The sequence below is a fragment of the Methylobacterium sp. WL1 genome, assembly GCF_008000895.1.
In the GTDB taxonomy this organism is placed as follows: Bacteria; Pseudomonadota; Alphaproteobacteria; order Rhizobiales; family Beijerinckiaceae; genus Methylobacterium.
Window position 1 is genome coordinate 4694941 of the sequence record NZ_CP042823.1, and the last position, 15433, is coordinate 4710373.

Annotated in this window: 13 protein-coding genes; 8 read left to right on the forward strand and 5 right to left on the reverse strand. The window is 70.5% G+C overall.

The window, feature by feature from the left end:
- Positions 1-355 precede the first annotated feature (355 nt).
- Complete coding sequence (locus tag FVA80_RS22930) at positions 356-2407, forward strand: ATP-binding protein (RefSeq protein ID WP_147909240.1); 2052 nt, start codon at positions 356-358, stop codon at positions 2405-2407.
- Positions 2408-2676: 269 nt separating this feature from the next.
- Here FVA80_RS22930 and FVA80_RS22935 read toward each other — a convergent pair whose 3' ends face one another.
- Positions 2677-3708, reverse strand: coding sequence for a DUF2891 domain-containing protein (locus FVA80_RS22935; RefSeq protein ID WP_147909220.1), 1032 nt, complete (start codon positions 3706-3708; stop codon positions 2677-2679).
- A 110-nt stretch (positions 3709-3818) separates the two neighbouring features.
- Here FVA80_RS22935 and FVA80_RS22940 point away from each other — a divergent pair, with 110 nt between their 5' ends.
- Positions 3819-4574: a CDP-diacylglycerol diphosphatase gene (locus FVA80_RS22940; RefSeq protein ID WP_147909219.1), complete on the forward strand. Its 756-nt coding sequence runs from the start codon at positions 3819-3821 to the stop codon at positions 4572-4574.
- Between the two features lie 111 nt (positions 4575-4685).
- On the opposite strand, the gene FVA80_RS22945 is transcribed toward FVA80_RS22940, so the two are convergent.
- Positions 4686-5591 (reverse strand): LysR family transcriptional regulator, encoded by a 906-nt coding sequence (locus FVA80_RS22945; protein ID WP_147909218.1) that lies wholly within the window; start codon positions 5589-5591, stop codon positions 4686-4688.
- A gap of 176 nt (positions 5592-5767) precedes the next feature.
- Here FVA80_RS22945 and FVA80_RS22950 point away from each other — a divergent pair, with 176 nt between their 5' ends.
- The 5 genes from FVA80_RS22950 to FVA80_RS22970 all read left to right on the forward strand — a co-directional run bounded on the left by FVA80_RS22950 (position 5768) and on the right by FVA80_RS22970 (position 12304).
- Entirely contained in the window at positions 5768-7300 is a 1533-nt protein-coding gene (locus FVA80_RS22950; RefSeq protein WP_147909239.1) for an ABC transporter substrate-binding protein, read from the forward strand.
- A gap of 9 nt (positions 7301-7309) precedes the next feature.
- Positions 7310-8227 carry an ABC transporter permease gene (locus tag FVA80_RS22955; RefSeq protein WP_147909217.1) on the forward strand — a complete coding sequence of 306 codons (918 nt, stop codon included), beginning with the start codon at positions 7310-7312 and terminating at the stop codon, positions 8225-8227.
- A 113-nt stretch (positions 8228-8340) separates the two neighbouring features.
- The gene (locus tag FVA80_RS22960; RefSeq protein ID WP_147957879.1) at positions 8341-9180 is read left to right on the forward strand and encodes an ABC transporter permease; all 840 of its coding nucleotides are present in this window, start codon (positions 8341-8343) and stop codon (positions 9178-9180) included.
- A gap of 94 nt (positions 9181-9274) precedes the next feature.
- Entirely contained in the window at positions 9275-10696 is a 1422-nt protein-coding gene (locus FVA80_RS22965; RefSeq protein ID WP_147909471.1) for a M20 family metallopeptidase, read from the forward strand.
- 3 nt (positions 10697-10699) lie between these two features.
- Positions 10700-12304, forward strand: coding sequence for an ABC transporter ATP-binding protein (locus tag FVA80_RS22970; protein ID WP_147909472.1), 1605 nt, complete (start codon positions 10700-10702; stop codon positions 12302-12304).
- 597 nt (positions 12305-12901) lie between these two features.
- On the opposite strand, the gene FVA80_RS22975 is transcribed toward FVA80_RS22970, so the two are convergent.
- Positions 12902-13351 (reverse strand): MucR family transcriptional regulator, encoded by a 450-nt coding sequence (locus FVA80_RS22975; RefSeq protein ID WP_147909473.1) that lies wholly within the window; start codon positions 13349-13351, stop codon positions 12902-12904.
- 252 nt (positions 13352-13603) lie between these two features.
- Positions 13604-14653 carry a YeiH family protein gene (locus FVA80_RS22980; protein ID WP_147909489.1) on the reverse strand — a complete coding sequence of 350 codons (1050 nt, stop codon included), beginning with the start codon at positions 14651-14653 and terminating at the stop codon, positions 13604-13606.
- 224 nt (positions 14654-14877) lie between these two features.
- Between FVA80_RS22980 and FVA80_RS22985 the strand changes: the two genes are divergently transcribed.
- Positions 14878-15087, forward strand: a complete 210-nt coding sequence (locus FVA80_RS22985; RefSeq protein WP_246692094.1) for a hypothetical protein — start codon at positions 14878-14880, stop codon at positions 15085-15087.
- A 14-nt stretch (positions 15088-15101) separates the two neighbouring features.
- On the opposite strand, the gene FVA80_RS22990 is transcribed toward FVA80_RS22985, so the two are convergent.
- Complete coding sequence (locus FVA80_RS22990) at positions 15102-15428, reverse strand: cytochrome c (protein WP_147909475.1); 327 nt, start codon at positions 15426-15428, stop codon at positions 15102-15104.
- Between the last annotated feature and the right edge of the window lie 5 nt (positions 15429-15433).

Sequence of the window (15433 nt, forward strand, 5' to 3'; positions counted from 1 at the left end):
GCGCGTCGTCCCGCACCCGATCGCCGGGGCGGCGCGCCAGGTCTTTTAAGCTTCGCGACATCGTGTTCAGAAGGGAGGGAACCATCTTTCGGGGCGATGATCTGACGAAGCAACTCGCTGCCTCCGCCATCGATACGCCGTGCGACGATACTGCGCATCGCAAACCATCGGTCCGCGGCCACGGCGCCCAGCACCCGGCGACGCGGCGATCTGCATCGGTCGGACCTGCCTCAAACCCGAAGCCACGCGTTGTAGGAAGGGCCGGCTCACCAAGCCGTCAAGCTGTGGTTGATCGATCCGATTTGGGAGGGTCGTTGCCGTGGGATATGACGCAGCCGTGTCGCGGAACGAGACCATGTCCTGCCCGTCCGGCTTCGAACGCCATCATCCCCAGCGCCTCGCGGCTCTGCGCGGCTATGCCATCCTCGACACCGCGCCCGAGCCCGCCTTCGACGAGATCGCGCAGATCGCGGCTGCGTCCTGCGGCACCACGATGGCGCGGATCACCTTCGCGGATGCCGACCGGCACTGGACCAAGGCCGCGTTCGGCCACGACGCGCCGGACCGGCCCCTCGAGACCGGCCTCGGCCTCGAGACCCTGAGCCGGGACGGCGCGCTGGTGCTGACGGATTGCGGGCCGATCGCAGGCGAACCGGGCCTGCGCTTCTACGCCGGCGTCCGGCTCGTGACCCCGGACGGCTGGCCGATCGGCACGCTCAGCGTCCTCGACCGCGAACCGCGCAGCCTGACCGGGCCGCAGGTCTTCGTCCTCGAGGCCCTCGCCCGGACCCTCATGGACCTGCTGGAGGCCCGGGCCGCCGCGATGGCCCGGCACCGGGACGAGGCGCTGCTGCAGTCCCGCGCCGAGCGCCTGGAGGCGCAGGTCGCCGCCCAGACCCGGGACCGCGACCGGGTCTGGACCCTGTCGCCGGTCCTGAAGATCGTCTCGGACAAGGACGGGCAGGTCCAGTCGGTCAATCCGTCCTGGAGCCGGGCGCTCGGCTGGTCCGAGGACGAGACGCTGGGCCGGACCGCCCTGGATTTCATCGCCCTCACGGACCGCGAGGCGGCGCGCGAGGCGCTGAAGCCCCTCTGCGAGGACCAGCGGGTGGAGGATGTGGAACTGGCCTGCACGACCCGCGACGGCGACCGGCGGCGGGTGCTCTGGACCGTCGTCCCGGAGGACGGGCTGTTCTACGGCTTCGGGCGCGACATCACGGAGCAGCGCCAGGCCGAGGAAGCCTTGCGGCAATCGCAGAAGCTGGAGGCGATCGGCCAGCTTACCGGCGGCGTCGCCCACGACTTCAACAACCTGCTGACCATCATCCGCTCGTCGGTCGAGTTCCTGCGCCGGCCGGAACTCGCCGAGGAGCGCAGGCGCCGCTACCTCGACGCGGTCTCGGACACGGTCGACCGGGCGGCCAAGCTCACCGGGCAGCTCCTGGCCTTCGCCCGGCGCCAGGCGCTCAAGCCCCAGGTGTTCGACATCTGCGCCCGGCTGCGCAGCATCTCCGACATGCTCGATTCGGTCACGGGCGCGCGCATCCGCGTGGAGACCGAGCTGCCGGGCACGCCCTGCTTCGTGCGGGCGGACGAGAGCCAGTTCGAGACCGCGCTGATCAACATGGCGGTGAATGCCCGCGACGCGATGGACGGGGAAGGCAGCCTGACCCTGCACCTCGAGAGCGGCCGCCCGATGCCGCCGATCCGCGGCCATGCCGGCGCCCGGGGACCGTTCGTGGCCGTGATGGTGGTCGATACCGGAACCGGCATTCCGGCACCGGATCTCGGCCGGATCTTCGAGCCGTTCTTCACCACCAAGGAGATCGGCAAGGGGACCGGGCTGGGGCTCAGCCAGGTCATCGGATTCGCCAAGCAGTCGGGCGGCGATATCGACGTGGCGAGCCTGCCCGGGAGCGGCACGCGCTTCACCCTGTACCTGCCGCAGGTCGACGCCCCCGTGGAGGTGGCCGATCCGGGCCGCGACGACCGCCGCGAGCCGGAGCCGCAGCGGAGCCTGTGCATCCTCGTCGTGGAGGACAATCTCGGGGTCGGGCGCTTCTGCACCCAGATCCTGGAGGATCTCGGCCACGCGCCGATCTGGGCGAAATCCGCCGAGGAGGCCCTCGCCGAGCTGCAGCGGACGCCGGATCGCTTCGATGCGGTGTTCTCGGACGTGGTCATGCCCGGGATGGGCGGCGTCGCCCTCGCCCGGGCCCTGCAGGTCACCCGCCCGGAGCTGCCGGTGGTCCTGACCTCGGGCTACAGCCACGTCCTGGCCACCGACGACGCGCACGGATTCACGCTGGTGCGGAAGCCTTATTCGGCCGAGCAGCTCGCCAAGGTGCTCCACGAGGCAACCCAGCGCCGGGACGGGCGGGGAACAAGGTCCCCGCTCTCCGGTTGACGCGATGCAGCACGGCGATGGCGTCGCCGCGCTGCTGCCCCTCGTGGGCGTTTCCTCCCAAGACTTCGGACCGCTCTTTCGGGGGCGGTCCTTTTTTGTGCGTCGCGCGTGCGGCCGGCGAGGAACAACGCCGCCTGCGGCAAAAGGTTCTCAAAAACCTCTCATCTTTGCAGCCGTTTCCGATCGCCTCGCCGAGGGGAGCGGCTCTCGGTTCGTGGTTCAGCGCGCTCGCTGACGCCGAACCGGCATCCGCTGCGGCGGCAAGCGCCCTAAGCCGCGAGCGGGCCGGATTGCGTCTCGGTGTCCAGTGCCAGCAGCGCGAAGGACGCGAGCCAGTGCTCGCCCATGTAGTCGCCGGTCACGTGCGGGAGGCCGGCCTCCAGATGCGCCTCCGCGGCGGCCTGGAGCCGCGGGCGGCGGGGATCGTCCCCGCCCAGGGCGGCGGCGAGCGACCGGAAGCACCAGGCGCGGCTGAGGTTCAGCCCGTCGAGATGGGCGATCTTGCCGTCGCTGCGGTCGGTCACGCGGGCGGGCCGGAACAGGGTCGCGGGCCGCCCCGCGGCGAGGTCCGGCAGGAACCGGTCGAACCAGGGCCAGAACCGCTCCGGCGGCAGGAGGCGGCGCAGGCATTCCGCCTCGATCAGCGCCGAGGACAGGAAGTCGTCGCCCCCCGGTTCGCCCCAGGCGGGGCAATCCACGTCGGCCCCGTACCAGCGCTCGGCGGTGGCTCGCAGCAGACCGGACAGGGCCGCGTCCTGCGCCCCGTCGGCGTAGTCGGCCACCAGCCGCAGCGCGAAGGCTGTGTTGAAATGCGTGCCGACCCGCACCGAATAGGGGGCGATCGGCAGGAAGTCCCGGACGCGCTGCGCGATCAGGCCGGTGAGCGGCGCCAGGGCCTCGGCCCAGCGGCGCTCGGGCAGGCGGGACAGCGCGTCGGCGAGCTTCAGGAGCCAGGCCCAACCGTAGGGCCGCTCGAACCCCCGGGCGGCCGGCGCGGCGAAATACGCGCATTCCCCGGCGACCTTCTCGGGCACCAGCTGGGCATCGAGATGCGCGCGGATCGCCCCGGCCTGCGCGCCGTCCGGGAACAGCCGCAGCACCCGGGCCAGCAGCCAGGTGCCGTGGACGCAGGAATGCCAATCGTAGCTGCCGTGGAAGACCGGATGCAGCGCGGCGGGCGTGCGCGCGTCCTCCGGGCCCGCCAGGACGTGCCCGGGCGAGTTGGGATATTCGCGGGTGAGATGGCCGAGAGCGACGGCGGCGAAGCGGGCGCCGATCTCCGGGGTGAGCGCAGTCGGCATCACGGGCTCCCATTGGGGCGCCGGACGCTTTGCCGGCGCAGTCCCGGATCGGTTATCGCAAGCGCGGCGAACCGGGCAGCCCCGGAGGTGCGCCGTCACTGGGATGTTTCATGCGCCGTGCGCCGATCACCGCCCTCCTCGTCGTGCTCGCGATGCCGGCCGCGGCGGCGCCCGATCCCAGCCGGGACGTCCTGTGGGCCGCGCTGAAGACCTGCGTGCTCGCCAAGCGGCTCGCCGACCGGACCTTCCCGTGCCTCTCGGTGGATCTCGGCGACAAGGACCGCCCCGGCACGGCGGTTCTGCGCGCGCCCGGCGAGCCGACCCACATCGTGGTGATGCCCACCGACACCACCGCCGGCCTGGAGGCTCCGGTCCTGCGCGGGAAGCGGGGTGCCGCCTATTGGCGGGCGGCGCTGGCCGCGCGTCCGTTCGTGTCGGACGCCCTCAAGGGCAAGCTGCCGCCCGAGGCCGTGGGGCTGGCGGTCAATTCGGCCCGGGGGCGGAGCCAGGACCAGCTCCACATCCACCTCGACTGCCTGAAGCCCAGCGTGCTGGCCGCCGTAAAGGCGCATGGCCGCCAGATCCGCGGGACCTGGACCCGCTTCCCGGTGCCGCTCGCCGGGGACCGCTACCACGCGATGCGGGTGCCGGAAGCCGAGGCCGAGCGCTTCAACCCGTTCGCGGCCCTGCGCACCCTGCCGGGTCCCCGGCCGGACCTGCACCGGACGAGCTTCGCGGCACTCGCCACGCCGCCGGGCGATCCCGAGCCGGGTTTTCTGCTCCTGGCCTACCGGGCGCCGAGCGCCAGCGCGGAGGACGTGATGGACCATAGCTGCGCCATCGCGTCGGGCCGCGGCGGCGCCTGACGCGGCGGCCTCGAGCGTTCTCCGACGAAGTGGAGACCGGTTCGCCTCAAGAGAACGCGGCAAAACAAGAACTTAGAGCCGTGCTTGATTGCAACGCGATCGGGCACGGCTCTACGCAGAACCTGCCGGCGGCGGCAGCGCGTCCAGGAGCTGGCGCAAAAAGCCCCGCACCGCCCGGGGTAGACGCCGGTCGCGCATCGCCTGGATCTGGATGTTCCTTGAGAGGCTCGCCCGGGCGCGGATCGGCAGGCTGACCAGGGCGTTCAGGTCCAGCGGCGTGCGCATCGAGAGCGCCGACATCAGCGCGAGACCGCGGGATCTGCGCACGAACGGCAGTTGGGTGGCCAGGTTGTTGGCGGTCAGGACCGGCTCGATCACGATGCCCTCCTGCAGGCAGGCGGCGTCGAACACCTGCCGCAGGGTCGTGTCCCGGGTCGGCAGGGCGATGGGATAGTTCGGCAACTCGGACAGCTGCACCACCTTCGCCCGCGCCAGGGGATGGTCCGGGGCGGCGAGCACCAGCATGTCGACCTGTTCATCATACAGCACCTCGACCTGGGTGGACGGCGCGAGTGCGAAGGTGATGCCGAGGTCGGCCTCGCCGGCGGCCACGATCTGGGTCACCTGGGCGGGGGGCAGCACGGTCACCTCGAAGCGCAGGCCCGGATGCGCCGCGTGGAAGGACGCCACGGTGCTCGGCACGATGTCGAGCGAAAACCCCTCGGAACTCGCCACCCGGATCAGGCCGCGGGCGAGGCCTTCCAGCTCCCGGATCTCGGTGACGACCTGCTCGGACCGGATCAGCATCTGGTGCGCGTGCTGGGCCAGGAGCTCGCCCGCCGGGCTCGGCACCATGCCGCGCGGGCGCCGCTCGAACAGCACGCAGTCGAGTTCGGCCTCCAGGTTGCCGATCTGCCGGCTGATCGCCGAGGCGGCGACGTTCAGCTGGGCCGAGGCCGCCGCGATCGAGCCGGTGCGGGCTACGGCCAGGAAGTAGCGCAGCCCTGTCGTCTGCATTATCCTGCCTCGATATCCCTTATGGCGCATATCCGTTGCCCAGATGGCAACGCACCGCTCGCCAAATTCTACTTGTTGCGATCCCAGATGCACAACATCATCGCAGGGTGAAAAAGGCGGCAGTCGCGGAGATCCTCCCCGACATCCTGCCCGTCGTCGTCGGAGACGGAATCGACATGCCGGTACGGACGATCACCCTCACCGCGTCGCTGGCGGCTTCCCTGATCGCACTGGTCGCGGCGAGCCCGGCCCTGGCCGGCAAGGCCGACGACACCCTGGTCTACGCCTCCGACAGCGAGCCCGAGAACGTCAGCCCCTATCACAACAGCGCCCGCGAGGGCGTCATCCTGGCCCGCAACTGCTGGGACACGCTGCTGTGGCGCGACCCCGCGGACGGCACCTACAAGCCGATGCTCGCCACCGCCTGGACCTGGGCCGACGACACCACCCTGGACCTGACGATCCGCGAGGGCGTGACCTTCCACAACGGCGACCCGCTCGGGCCCGAGGACGTCGCCTTCACGTTCAACTTCATGCTGACGCCCGAGGCCCGCACGGTCACCCGCCAGAACGTCGACTGGATGAAGTCGGTGGAGGTCACCGGCCCGCACAGCGCCCGGATCCACCTCAAGGCGCCGTTCCCGGCGGCACTGGAATACCTCGCCGGGCCCATGCCGATCTTCCCGGCCTCCTACTTCAAGAAGGTCGGCCTCGACGGCTTCGCCAAGGCGCCGATCGGCAGCGGCCCGTACAGGATCACCAAGGTCGATAGCGGGCGCGGCGTCTCCATGGAGCGCTTCACCAAGTATTGGTCGGGCAGCCCGCTCGGGACGCCGAAGATCGGCAAGCTGCAGTTCCGGGTCATCCCGGACGGCGAGAGCCGGATGGCCGAGCTGATGACCGGGGGTGTCGACTGGATCTGGCGGGTGCCGAGCGACCAGGCCGAACAGCTGCGCGCCGCGCCCAACGTCACCGTGCTCAACTCCGAGACCATGCGGGTCGGCTTCCTGCAGTTCGACACGCTCGGCCGCGCCAAGGAGAACTCGCCGCTCAAGGACGTGCGGGTCCGGCAGGCGATCTCCTACGCCATCGACCGCAAGGCGATGGTCGATAACCTCGTGCGCGGCGCCTCGCGGGTGATGAACGCGCTGTGCTTCGTCGATCAGTTCGGCTGCAACGACCAGGGGGTGATGCGCTACCCCTACGACCCGGCCAAGGCCAAGGCCCTGCTCAAGGAAGCGGGCTACGCGAACGGGTTCGAGATCGACCTCGGCGCCTATCGCGAGCGGGACTACGCCGAGGCGGTGATCGGCTATCTCGGGGCGGTCGGCATCAAGGTCCGGCTCAACTACCTGCGCTACGCCGCGTTCCGGGATGCCCTGCGGAGCGGCAAGGTCTCGATCGGCTATCAGACCTGGGGCTCGTTCTCGGTCTACGACGTCTCGGCCTTCGACGGGGTCTTCTTCCGCGGCGGCGAGGAGGACCTGACCAAGGATCCGCAGGTGATCGCCGACCTGCAGGAGGGTGACGGCTCCACCGACCCGGACAAGCGCAAGGCCGCCTACGCCAAGGCGCTCCAGCGGATCGCCGCCCAGGCCTACGCCCTGCCGATGTTCTCGTACGCCACCAACTACGCCTTCACGTCGGACCTGAACTTCACCGCCCAGCCGGATGAGGTGCCGCGCTTCTACGCGGCGTCCTGGAAGTAGGCCGCTCGCGTGCTGGCCTTCACGCTCCGGCGCATCCTGGTCGCCCTGGCGGTGGCCTTCACGGTCTCGGTGGCGAGCTTCATGCTGCTCCACCTCTCCGGCGACCTCGCCACGGCGATTGGCGGGCCGGAGGCCACCGGGCCCCAGATCGTGCAGATCCGCAAGGATTACGGCCTGGACCAGCCTCTGCTGACCCAGTTCCTCGCCTGGGGTTGGCGGGCGCTGCACCTCGATTTCGGCAATTCCTTCTACTTCCGCGAGCGGGTGATCGACTTGCTCGCCGCCCGCCTGCCGATCACGCTCTATCTCGGGATCATCGCGCTCGCGGTGGCCCTGTTCGTGGCGGTGCCGCTCGGGGTGATCGCCGCCGTCCGCCGCGATACCTGGATCGACCGGCTCGCCCTGTCGGTCTCGGTGCTGGGCCAGGCGATGCCGAGTTTCTGGTTCGGGCTGACCCTGATCCTGATCTTCTCGGTCAACCTCCGCTGGCTGCCGGTCTCGGGCAACACCGGCTGGAAGAACTTCGTCCTGCCCGCGGTGGCGCTCGGCTACTACGCCATGCCGGCGGTGATGCGGCTCACCCGCAACGGCATGCTGGAGGTGCTGGCCTCGGATTACGTCCGGACCGCCCGGGCCAAGGGGCTGCCGACGCGCAAGATCCTGGTCCGGCATGCGCTGCGCAACGCCGTGATCCCGGTGATCGCCCTGGCGGCGGTGCAGTTCGGCTTCATGCTCGGCGGTTCGATCGTGATCGAGGCGGTGTTCTCGCTCCAGGGGCTCGGCCAGCTCGCCTGGGAATCGATCGCCCGCAACGACTTCCCGGTGGTCCAGGCGATCGTGCTGGTTTTGGCGATGATCTACATCGCCCTGACGCTCGCGGCCGACCTGCTGAACGCCTTCCTCGATCCGCGCCTGCGCCAATCGTGAGGACGCTCGCCCCATGAGCCTGCCCCCGACACGGCGGCGCTCGCCGCCCCCGCCCTCCCCCCTCCTGTCGGGGTGCCGGCCGCCCTGGCGCCGCCCGCTCGCCGACCGGCCTCGTGCTCCGGCGCGGCCTGCATCACGCCGGCTTCCTGATCGGGGCCGGCATCCTCGGGGTGATCGTGCTGGCCGCGCTGGCCGCACCGCTGATCGCCCCGCACGACCCTTATGCGCAGGACGTCTCGCGCCGCCTGATCCCGCCGATCTGGCAGGCCAAGGGGACCTGGGACCACGCGCTCGGCACCGACAAGCTCGGGCGCGACTACCTCAGCCGCCTACTCTACGGCGGCCAGATCTCCCTGTTGATCGGGATCTCGGCGGCGCTGATCTCCGGGCTGATCGGCACGGTGCTGGGCCTCTGCGCCGGCTATTTCGGCGGCTGGGTCGATTCGGTGGTGAGCTACATCGTGACCACGCGTCTGGCGATGCCCGTGGTGCTGGTGGCGCTGGCCATGGCGTCGCTGGTCGGCGGCTCGCTCAAGGTCGTGGTGCTGGTGCTGGGCTTCCTGCTCTGGGACCGCTTCGCCGTGGTGACCCGGGCCGCCACCCAGCAGATCCGCAACCAGGATTTCGTCTCGGCCGCCCGCGCTTCGGGCCTCACCGACCTGCGCATCATCCTGCAGGAGATCCTGCCCAACATCCTCAACGCGCTGATCGTCGTGGCGACCCTGGAGATGGCGCACGCGATCCTGCTCGAGGCCGCCCTGTCGTTCCTGGGGCTCGGGGTGCAGCCGCCGCTGCCGTCCTGGGGTCTGATGATCGCGGAGGGCAAGCAGTACATGTTCTTCCAGCCCTGGGTGATCACCATCCCGGGCGTGGCGCTCCTCTTCCTCGTGCTGGCGATCAATCTCCTGGGCGACGGCCTGCGCGACATCACCGCCCCCGAAGCCCGGCACTGACCAGACGTCCGGAAGTGCCCCGGGCCGGCCGACAGGCTCGGGCAGCGCGGGATCCATTCCGGCCAGAACCGCAATGTTTCACGGGAAACACACCATGACGCGAGACGACGCCATCGCGCGCGCAACCGACACCTTCGACGCCGGGGCGTTCCTCGCACTCCTGCGGGAGGCGGTCGCCTACCCGACCGAGAGCCAGGCGCCGGGCCAGGAGGCGGCCCTGCACGCCTATCTCGACACCTTCATCACGCCTCTCGTCACCCGCCTCGGCTTCGAGACACCCAAAAAACACGACAATCCGGACGGGGTGCACGGCCCGTTCCTGATCGCCGAGCGGCACGAGGGACCGGACCTCCCCACCGTGCTGATCTACGGCCACGGCGACACGGTGCGGGGCTATCCCGAGCAGTGGCGCACGGGGCTGGGCCCCTGGGAGATCGTGGTCGAGGGCGACCGCTGGTACGGGCGCGGCACCGCCGACAACAAGGGCCAGCACGTCCTCAACCTCGCGGCCCTGGAGCAGGTGATCGCGGCGCGCGACGGCCGCCTCGGCTTCAACGTGAAGCTGCTGATCGAGATGGGCGAGGAATCCGGCTCGCCGGGCCTGCGTCCGTTCTGCCGCGCGCACGCGGAGGCCCTGCGCGCCGACGTGCTGATCGCCTCGGACGGGCCGCGGCTCAGCGCCGAGCGCCCGACCCTGTTCCTGGGCTCCCGCGGCGCCTACAATTTCGAACTGAGCCTGAACCTGCGCGAGGGTCCGCACCATTCCGGCAATTGGGGCGGCCTGCTGCGCAACCCCGGCACGGTGCTGGCCTCGGCGATCGCCTCGATGGTCGATGCCCGCGGCAGCATCCTGGTCGAGGCCCTGCGGCCGCCGCCCATCCCCGAGGGCGTGCGCGCGGCGCTCCGCGACATCCGGGTCGGCGAGGATCCGACCGCCCCGACGATCGATTCCGATTGGGGCGAGCCGGGGCTCACCCCGGCCGAGCGGGTCTTCGCCTGGAACACCCTGGAAGTCCTCGCCTTCAAGACCGGCGATCCGGACGGACCGCTCAACGCGGTGCCGCCCCACGCCAAGGCGACCCTGCAGCTGCGCTTCGTGGTCGGCACCGACTGGCAGAACCTGATCCAGAACGTGCGCGCGCATCTCGACGCCAACGGTTTTCCGATGATCGAGGTCCGGCCGGCCCGGGCTTCGGAGGTTTTTCAAGCGACCCGGCTGCCGGTGGAAGACCCCTGGGTGGAATGGGCGCTTCTCTCGATCGAGGCGAGCGCCGGAAAAAAACCGGCCCTGCTGCCCAATCTCGGCGGTTCGCTGCCGAACGACGCCTTCTCGGAGATCCTCGGGCTGCCGACCCTGTGGGTGCCGCATTCCTACCCGGCCTGCCGCCAGCACGGGCCGGACGAGCACATGCTCGCCTCCAGCACCCGCGAGGGCCTGGCGATCATGGCCGGGCTGTTCTGGGATCTCGGCGAGGCCGGGCCGGACATCCTGCGCCGCCGCGCCGCGAGGAGCTGAACCATGAGCGAGCCGGTCGTCCGCATCCGTGACCTGACGATCGCGCTCCCCAAGGGCGCCGACCGTCCCTACGCCGTCGAGGGCCTGAACCTCGACCTGGAGCCCGGCAAAATCCTCTGCGTGGTCGGGGAATCGGGCTCCGGCAAGTCGATGAGCGCCTACGCGCTCACCGGCCTCCTGCCCCGGGCGCTCAAGCCCGAGGGTGGCTCGATCCTGTTCGAGGGACGGGACCTGCTGAGCCTGGACGAGCCGGCCTGGCGCGCCCTGCGCGGCCGGCGGATTGCCATGGTGTTCCAGGAGCCGATGACCGCGCTCAACCCGGTGATGCGCATCGGCGACCAGATCGCCGAGATGTTCGAGGCGCATAACCTGCTCACCCGGGCCGAGCGGCGGGCCCGGGCGGTGGCCTTGGCGACCGAGGTCGGGCTGTCCAACCCCGAGGAGGCGGTGCGGGCCTATCCGCACCAGCTCTCCGGCGGCCAGCGGCAGCGCGCGATGATCGCCATGGCGCTCGCCCTGGAGCCGTCGGTCCTGGTCGCCGACGAGCCGACCACGGCGCTCGACGTCACCACCCAGGCCCAGATCCTGAAGCTGATCCGCGAGTTGCAGCGCAAGCGCGGGATGAGCGTCCTGTTCATCACCCACGATTTCGGCGTGGTCGCGGAGATCGCCGACCACGTGGCGGTGCTCCAGCGCGGCCGGCTGGTGGAATCGGGCAGCGCCGAGGCGGTGCTGCGCGATCCCCAGGCCCCCTACACGAAGGCGTTGCTCGCCGCGGTGCCGAGCCTGACCCCGCCGGTGCGGGCCAGCGTGCAGGCCTCCCCCGTGGCCCTGTCGGTGATCGGGCTGTCCAAGACCTACACCACCAAGGCCGGCCTGTTCGGCACCCCCCGGGTGGTCGCGGCGGTCAAGGAGGTCGCCTTCGACGTGCGGCGCGGCGAGACCCTGGGGCTGGTCGGCGAATCCGGCTCCGGCAAGTCGACCACGGCGCGGCTCGCGATCCGGCTGATCGAGCCCGACGGCGGCACCGTCCGGCTCGGCAGCCTCGACTACACCGCGCTCCGGCGTGCGGACCTGCGGGCTCAGCGCAGCCGCATCCAGATGATCTTCCAGGACCCGTTCGCCTCGCTGAATCCGCGCCGCACCGTGGAGCAGATCATCATGGCGGGCCCGGTCGCCCACGGCGTTCCGGCCGCGGAGGCGCGGGAGCGCACCCGGAGCCTCCTCGACCTCGTCGGCCTCGACCCGAAGGCGGCCGCCCGCTACCCGAACGCCTTCTCGGGCGGCCAGCGCCAGCGCATCGGCATCGCCCGGGCGCTCGCCATGGAGCCGGACGTGCTGGTGGCCGACGAGGCGGTCTCCGCGCTCGACGTCTCGGTTCAGCGCCAGGTGCTGGACCTGCTGGAGGATCTGAAGCAGCGGCTGTCGCTGGCGATGCTGTTCATCACCCACGACCTGCGGGTGGCGGCCACGATCTGCGACCGGATCGCCGTTATGCATCGCGGCGCCATCGTGGAGATGCGCACCACCGCCGACCTGTTCGCGGCCCCGGAGCACGCCTACACCCGCAGCCTCCTGGCCGCGGTGCCGGGCGCCCGCGCTTCGTAGCGGCGCTTCGTGGGTTGAGGGAGGGGGCGTCCACCGCCCTCCGCTTGTCCGCGGCCCATCGAGGCGCCGCGTCGGGCCCGCATCGCAGGGCGGCGCCCGAGGCCCGTCCCGTCGCCTTTCGATGGATGCCGCGGGATGCCGTGGGACACAGAGACAAGTTTTTTGGACGAAGTCGGTCTGTCGTGCTTCGGGCCATCCGGTAGAATAGCCACGTTGTCGAGGGTCGAGCGCCCCGGCGGACCTACGGCCGACCGAACCGTCCGTCTCCGCTCGCGCCTCGAACGCGGACGGGGACTTTTTGACGTGTCGTTCTCAGCCAAGCCCGATAAGCCCCAGTCCCCGCGCAGGCGGTCCCTGCCGGACGGGCAACCGTCCCGGCGCCAGGGATCGGCGCAACGGGCCGCGCGCGGCCGGCAACCGGCGAACGCCACGTCCCCCCGCGCCGGAGGTGGCCGCCGTGGCCGTCGGCGCCCGCATCATCTACCTGAGCTGGGCCCCAGACCTTTGGCCGCCCGCCCAGCGCCCGCCTGCCCGGAATGACCGCACGCGTGCTGCCGTTCCGCAGGCGCTGACGCGCACCCTGGTCAACGCCGGCGATCAGCCGTTCGTGCCGGTCCGGCGCTGCTCGGCGCGGGCGCCCGGAACACCGAGGCCGATCGCCTTGGCGAGGGCGGAGCGCTGCGCGGCGTAGCCCGGCGCCGTCATCGGGTAATCCGTCGGCAGGCTATAGCGCTCGCGATACCGCTCCGGCGTCAGGCCGTGGGCGGTGAGATGCCGCTTGAGCGTCTTGTACGACCGCCCGTCGATGAAGCTGACGATCCCGTCCTGTTGGACCGACTTGCGGATCTGCGCCGCGGTCGGCGGCTCGATCACGGGTGCGACCTCGACGGGCACCTTGCGGTCGAGGTTGATCAGCGCGCCGTGCACGCTGGCGATCAACGCCGGCAGGGACGTGGGTGGGACGGGGTTGTTCGAGACGTAAGCCGCGACGACGTCGCCGACCAGCACGGCGAGTTCGGTGCTGCTCTCAGGATGCGTTTCGGGCACGGCGCGAGTTCCGATCTAAGCTTTCGTGGATGACCCATTGGTTCCAAAGCAAAAACCATCGCAGTGTCAAGATGGTCTGTTCAGCCGATTGCCCGAAACGGCAGCATTTTAATGCCGACACTCTAGACAACGCTGTCTGGACAGAGTGTTTCCACTCAGACGCCCGGCGGCTTTGTTGCGGGACCCAAGCTTAGATTCGGCAGGAATTCGAAATACAAGACTCAGAACACAATTTTAAGCTTGTCCACGCCCTCAACCGATCCCCAGGCCGCGGATCAGGCCGAGGCTGACCGCGACGAGGACGGCCAGCGACGCGGTCACGGCCAGGGTGACCCGGCCTCCGACCCGGGCGAGCACCCGCACATCGACGCCGAGGCCGAGGGCCGCCATGGACAGCACCGTGAGCACGCCCGCGAGCTGCGTCAGCGGTTTGACGGCCGCATCCGGGATCAGCCCTATGGAGCGGGACGTCGCCAGGACCAGGAAGCCGAGGATGAACCACGGCACCAGCTTGGTCAGGCCGGGCCGGCCCTTCGCGCGGGTCGATTCCGCCTCGGCGTCCTGCCCGGCCTCCCGCGGCAGGCGCGGGGCGATCAGTGAGAACGCCACCACCACCGGTCCCAGCATCAGCACGCGCACGAGCTTGACCAGGGTGCCGACCTGGGTGGAGAGCAGGCTCACCGGGACGGTCGCGGCCAGCACCTGCGGGACCGCGTAGACGGTGAGCCCGGCCAGCACGCCGTACTGGTTGTCGCTCAGGCCCGCGAGCGGCACGAACAGCGGCAAGCCGAGCACCATCAGCACGCCGAGCACCGCGGTGAACGCGATGGCGGCCGCGATGTCCTTGGGCTGCGCCCCGATCACCGGCGCCACCGCGGCGATGGCCGAGTTGCCGCAGATCGCGTTGCCGCACGCCACCAGGATCGCCATCCTGGGCGGCAGGCCGAGCGCCCGGCAGATCCCCACGCTGGCGCCGATCCCGATCACAACGGTGCCGACGATGCCGGCCAGCAGCGCCGGACCGGAGGCCAGGATCGCCCCGAGGCTCAGCGAGGCGCCCAGCAGTACGACGGCCACCTCCAGGAGTTGCTTCGCCGAGAACGCGATGCCGGTGCGAAACCGGGCATCCGGCGTCCAGGCGGTGCGGATCGCGATCCCAATCAGGATCGCCAGCACCAGGGCCTCGACATAGGGATGGCCGGCAACCCGCTCCTCGAGCGCCTGCGCGGCCATGGCCAGGGCGGTGATCGCCGCGCACAGGCCGATGCCCGGCAGTACGGAGGTGGTCGCCCCGTCCCGCACGGTGGTCCCGGTTTCACCCGTCCGGGCCGATGATCTGGGGCTCACGCCGGTCGCTCCACGGTCGACATCCGAGCAAAGGGAAGAAAACGTTTGTCGCGAGCGCACAAGAGAGAAGGACGCTCTCCGGCGCGAGAAAACTTCGGAAGTCCCGTCCATTGCGGCGCGGGGTCCCGAGCGCGACATTCACCGTCATGCGCACCACCCCGGATACTCGGTCGACGACGATGGCGTTCGACCCCTTTGGCGAGCCCGTCGCCGCGGGCGTGGCCGAGGCGTGCCCGACTGCTTCGGGCGACCGGACTGCGCGCCGGGTCGGTGGTGCCGTGTTCTGGGCCCTCGCCCTGACGATCCTGGCCGGCCGCATCTACGCCTACGACCTGCCGGTGGTGCAGAGCGTCGCGTCCTACGCCGCGCAGGCCGTGACGCTGCGCTGAGGCGCGGCCGTCGCTCAATACGTGTCCGCCAGATAGGCCGCGATCGCGTGGCCGTCCGCCTCGTCGATCGGGGCGTGGTAGACCTTGATCATCTTGGTCACCTCCGACTCCCAGAACGCCTTCCCCCGCCCCGGGGGCTGGGTGGCGATGTAATCGACGGAGTGGCAGGTCTGGCAATTGGCCTGCGCTGCGACGAAGCCCTGCGCCTGGCCACCCGACGCACCGTCCTTCGGGGCCCGCAACTCGGCCGTGGGATCCGGCACCGTGTAGCGGCGCGGGGCCGAGAGGGCTGTGCCGGCGAGAAGGCCGGCGATCATCGATCCGATCAAAAGCGCGCGCATCCCGT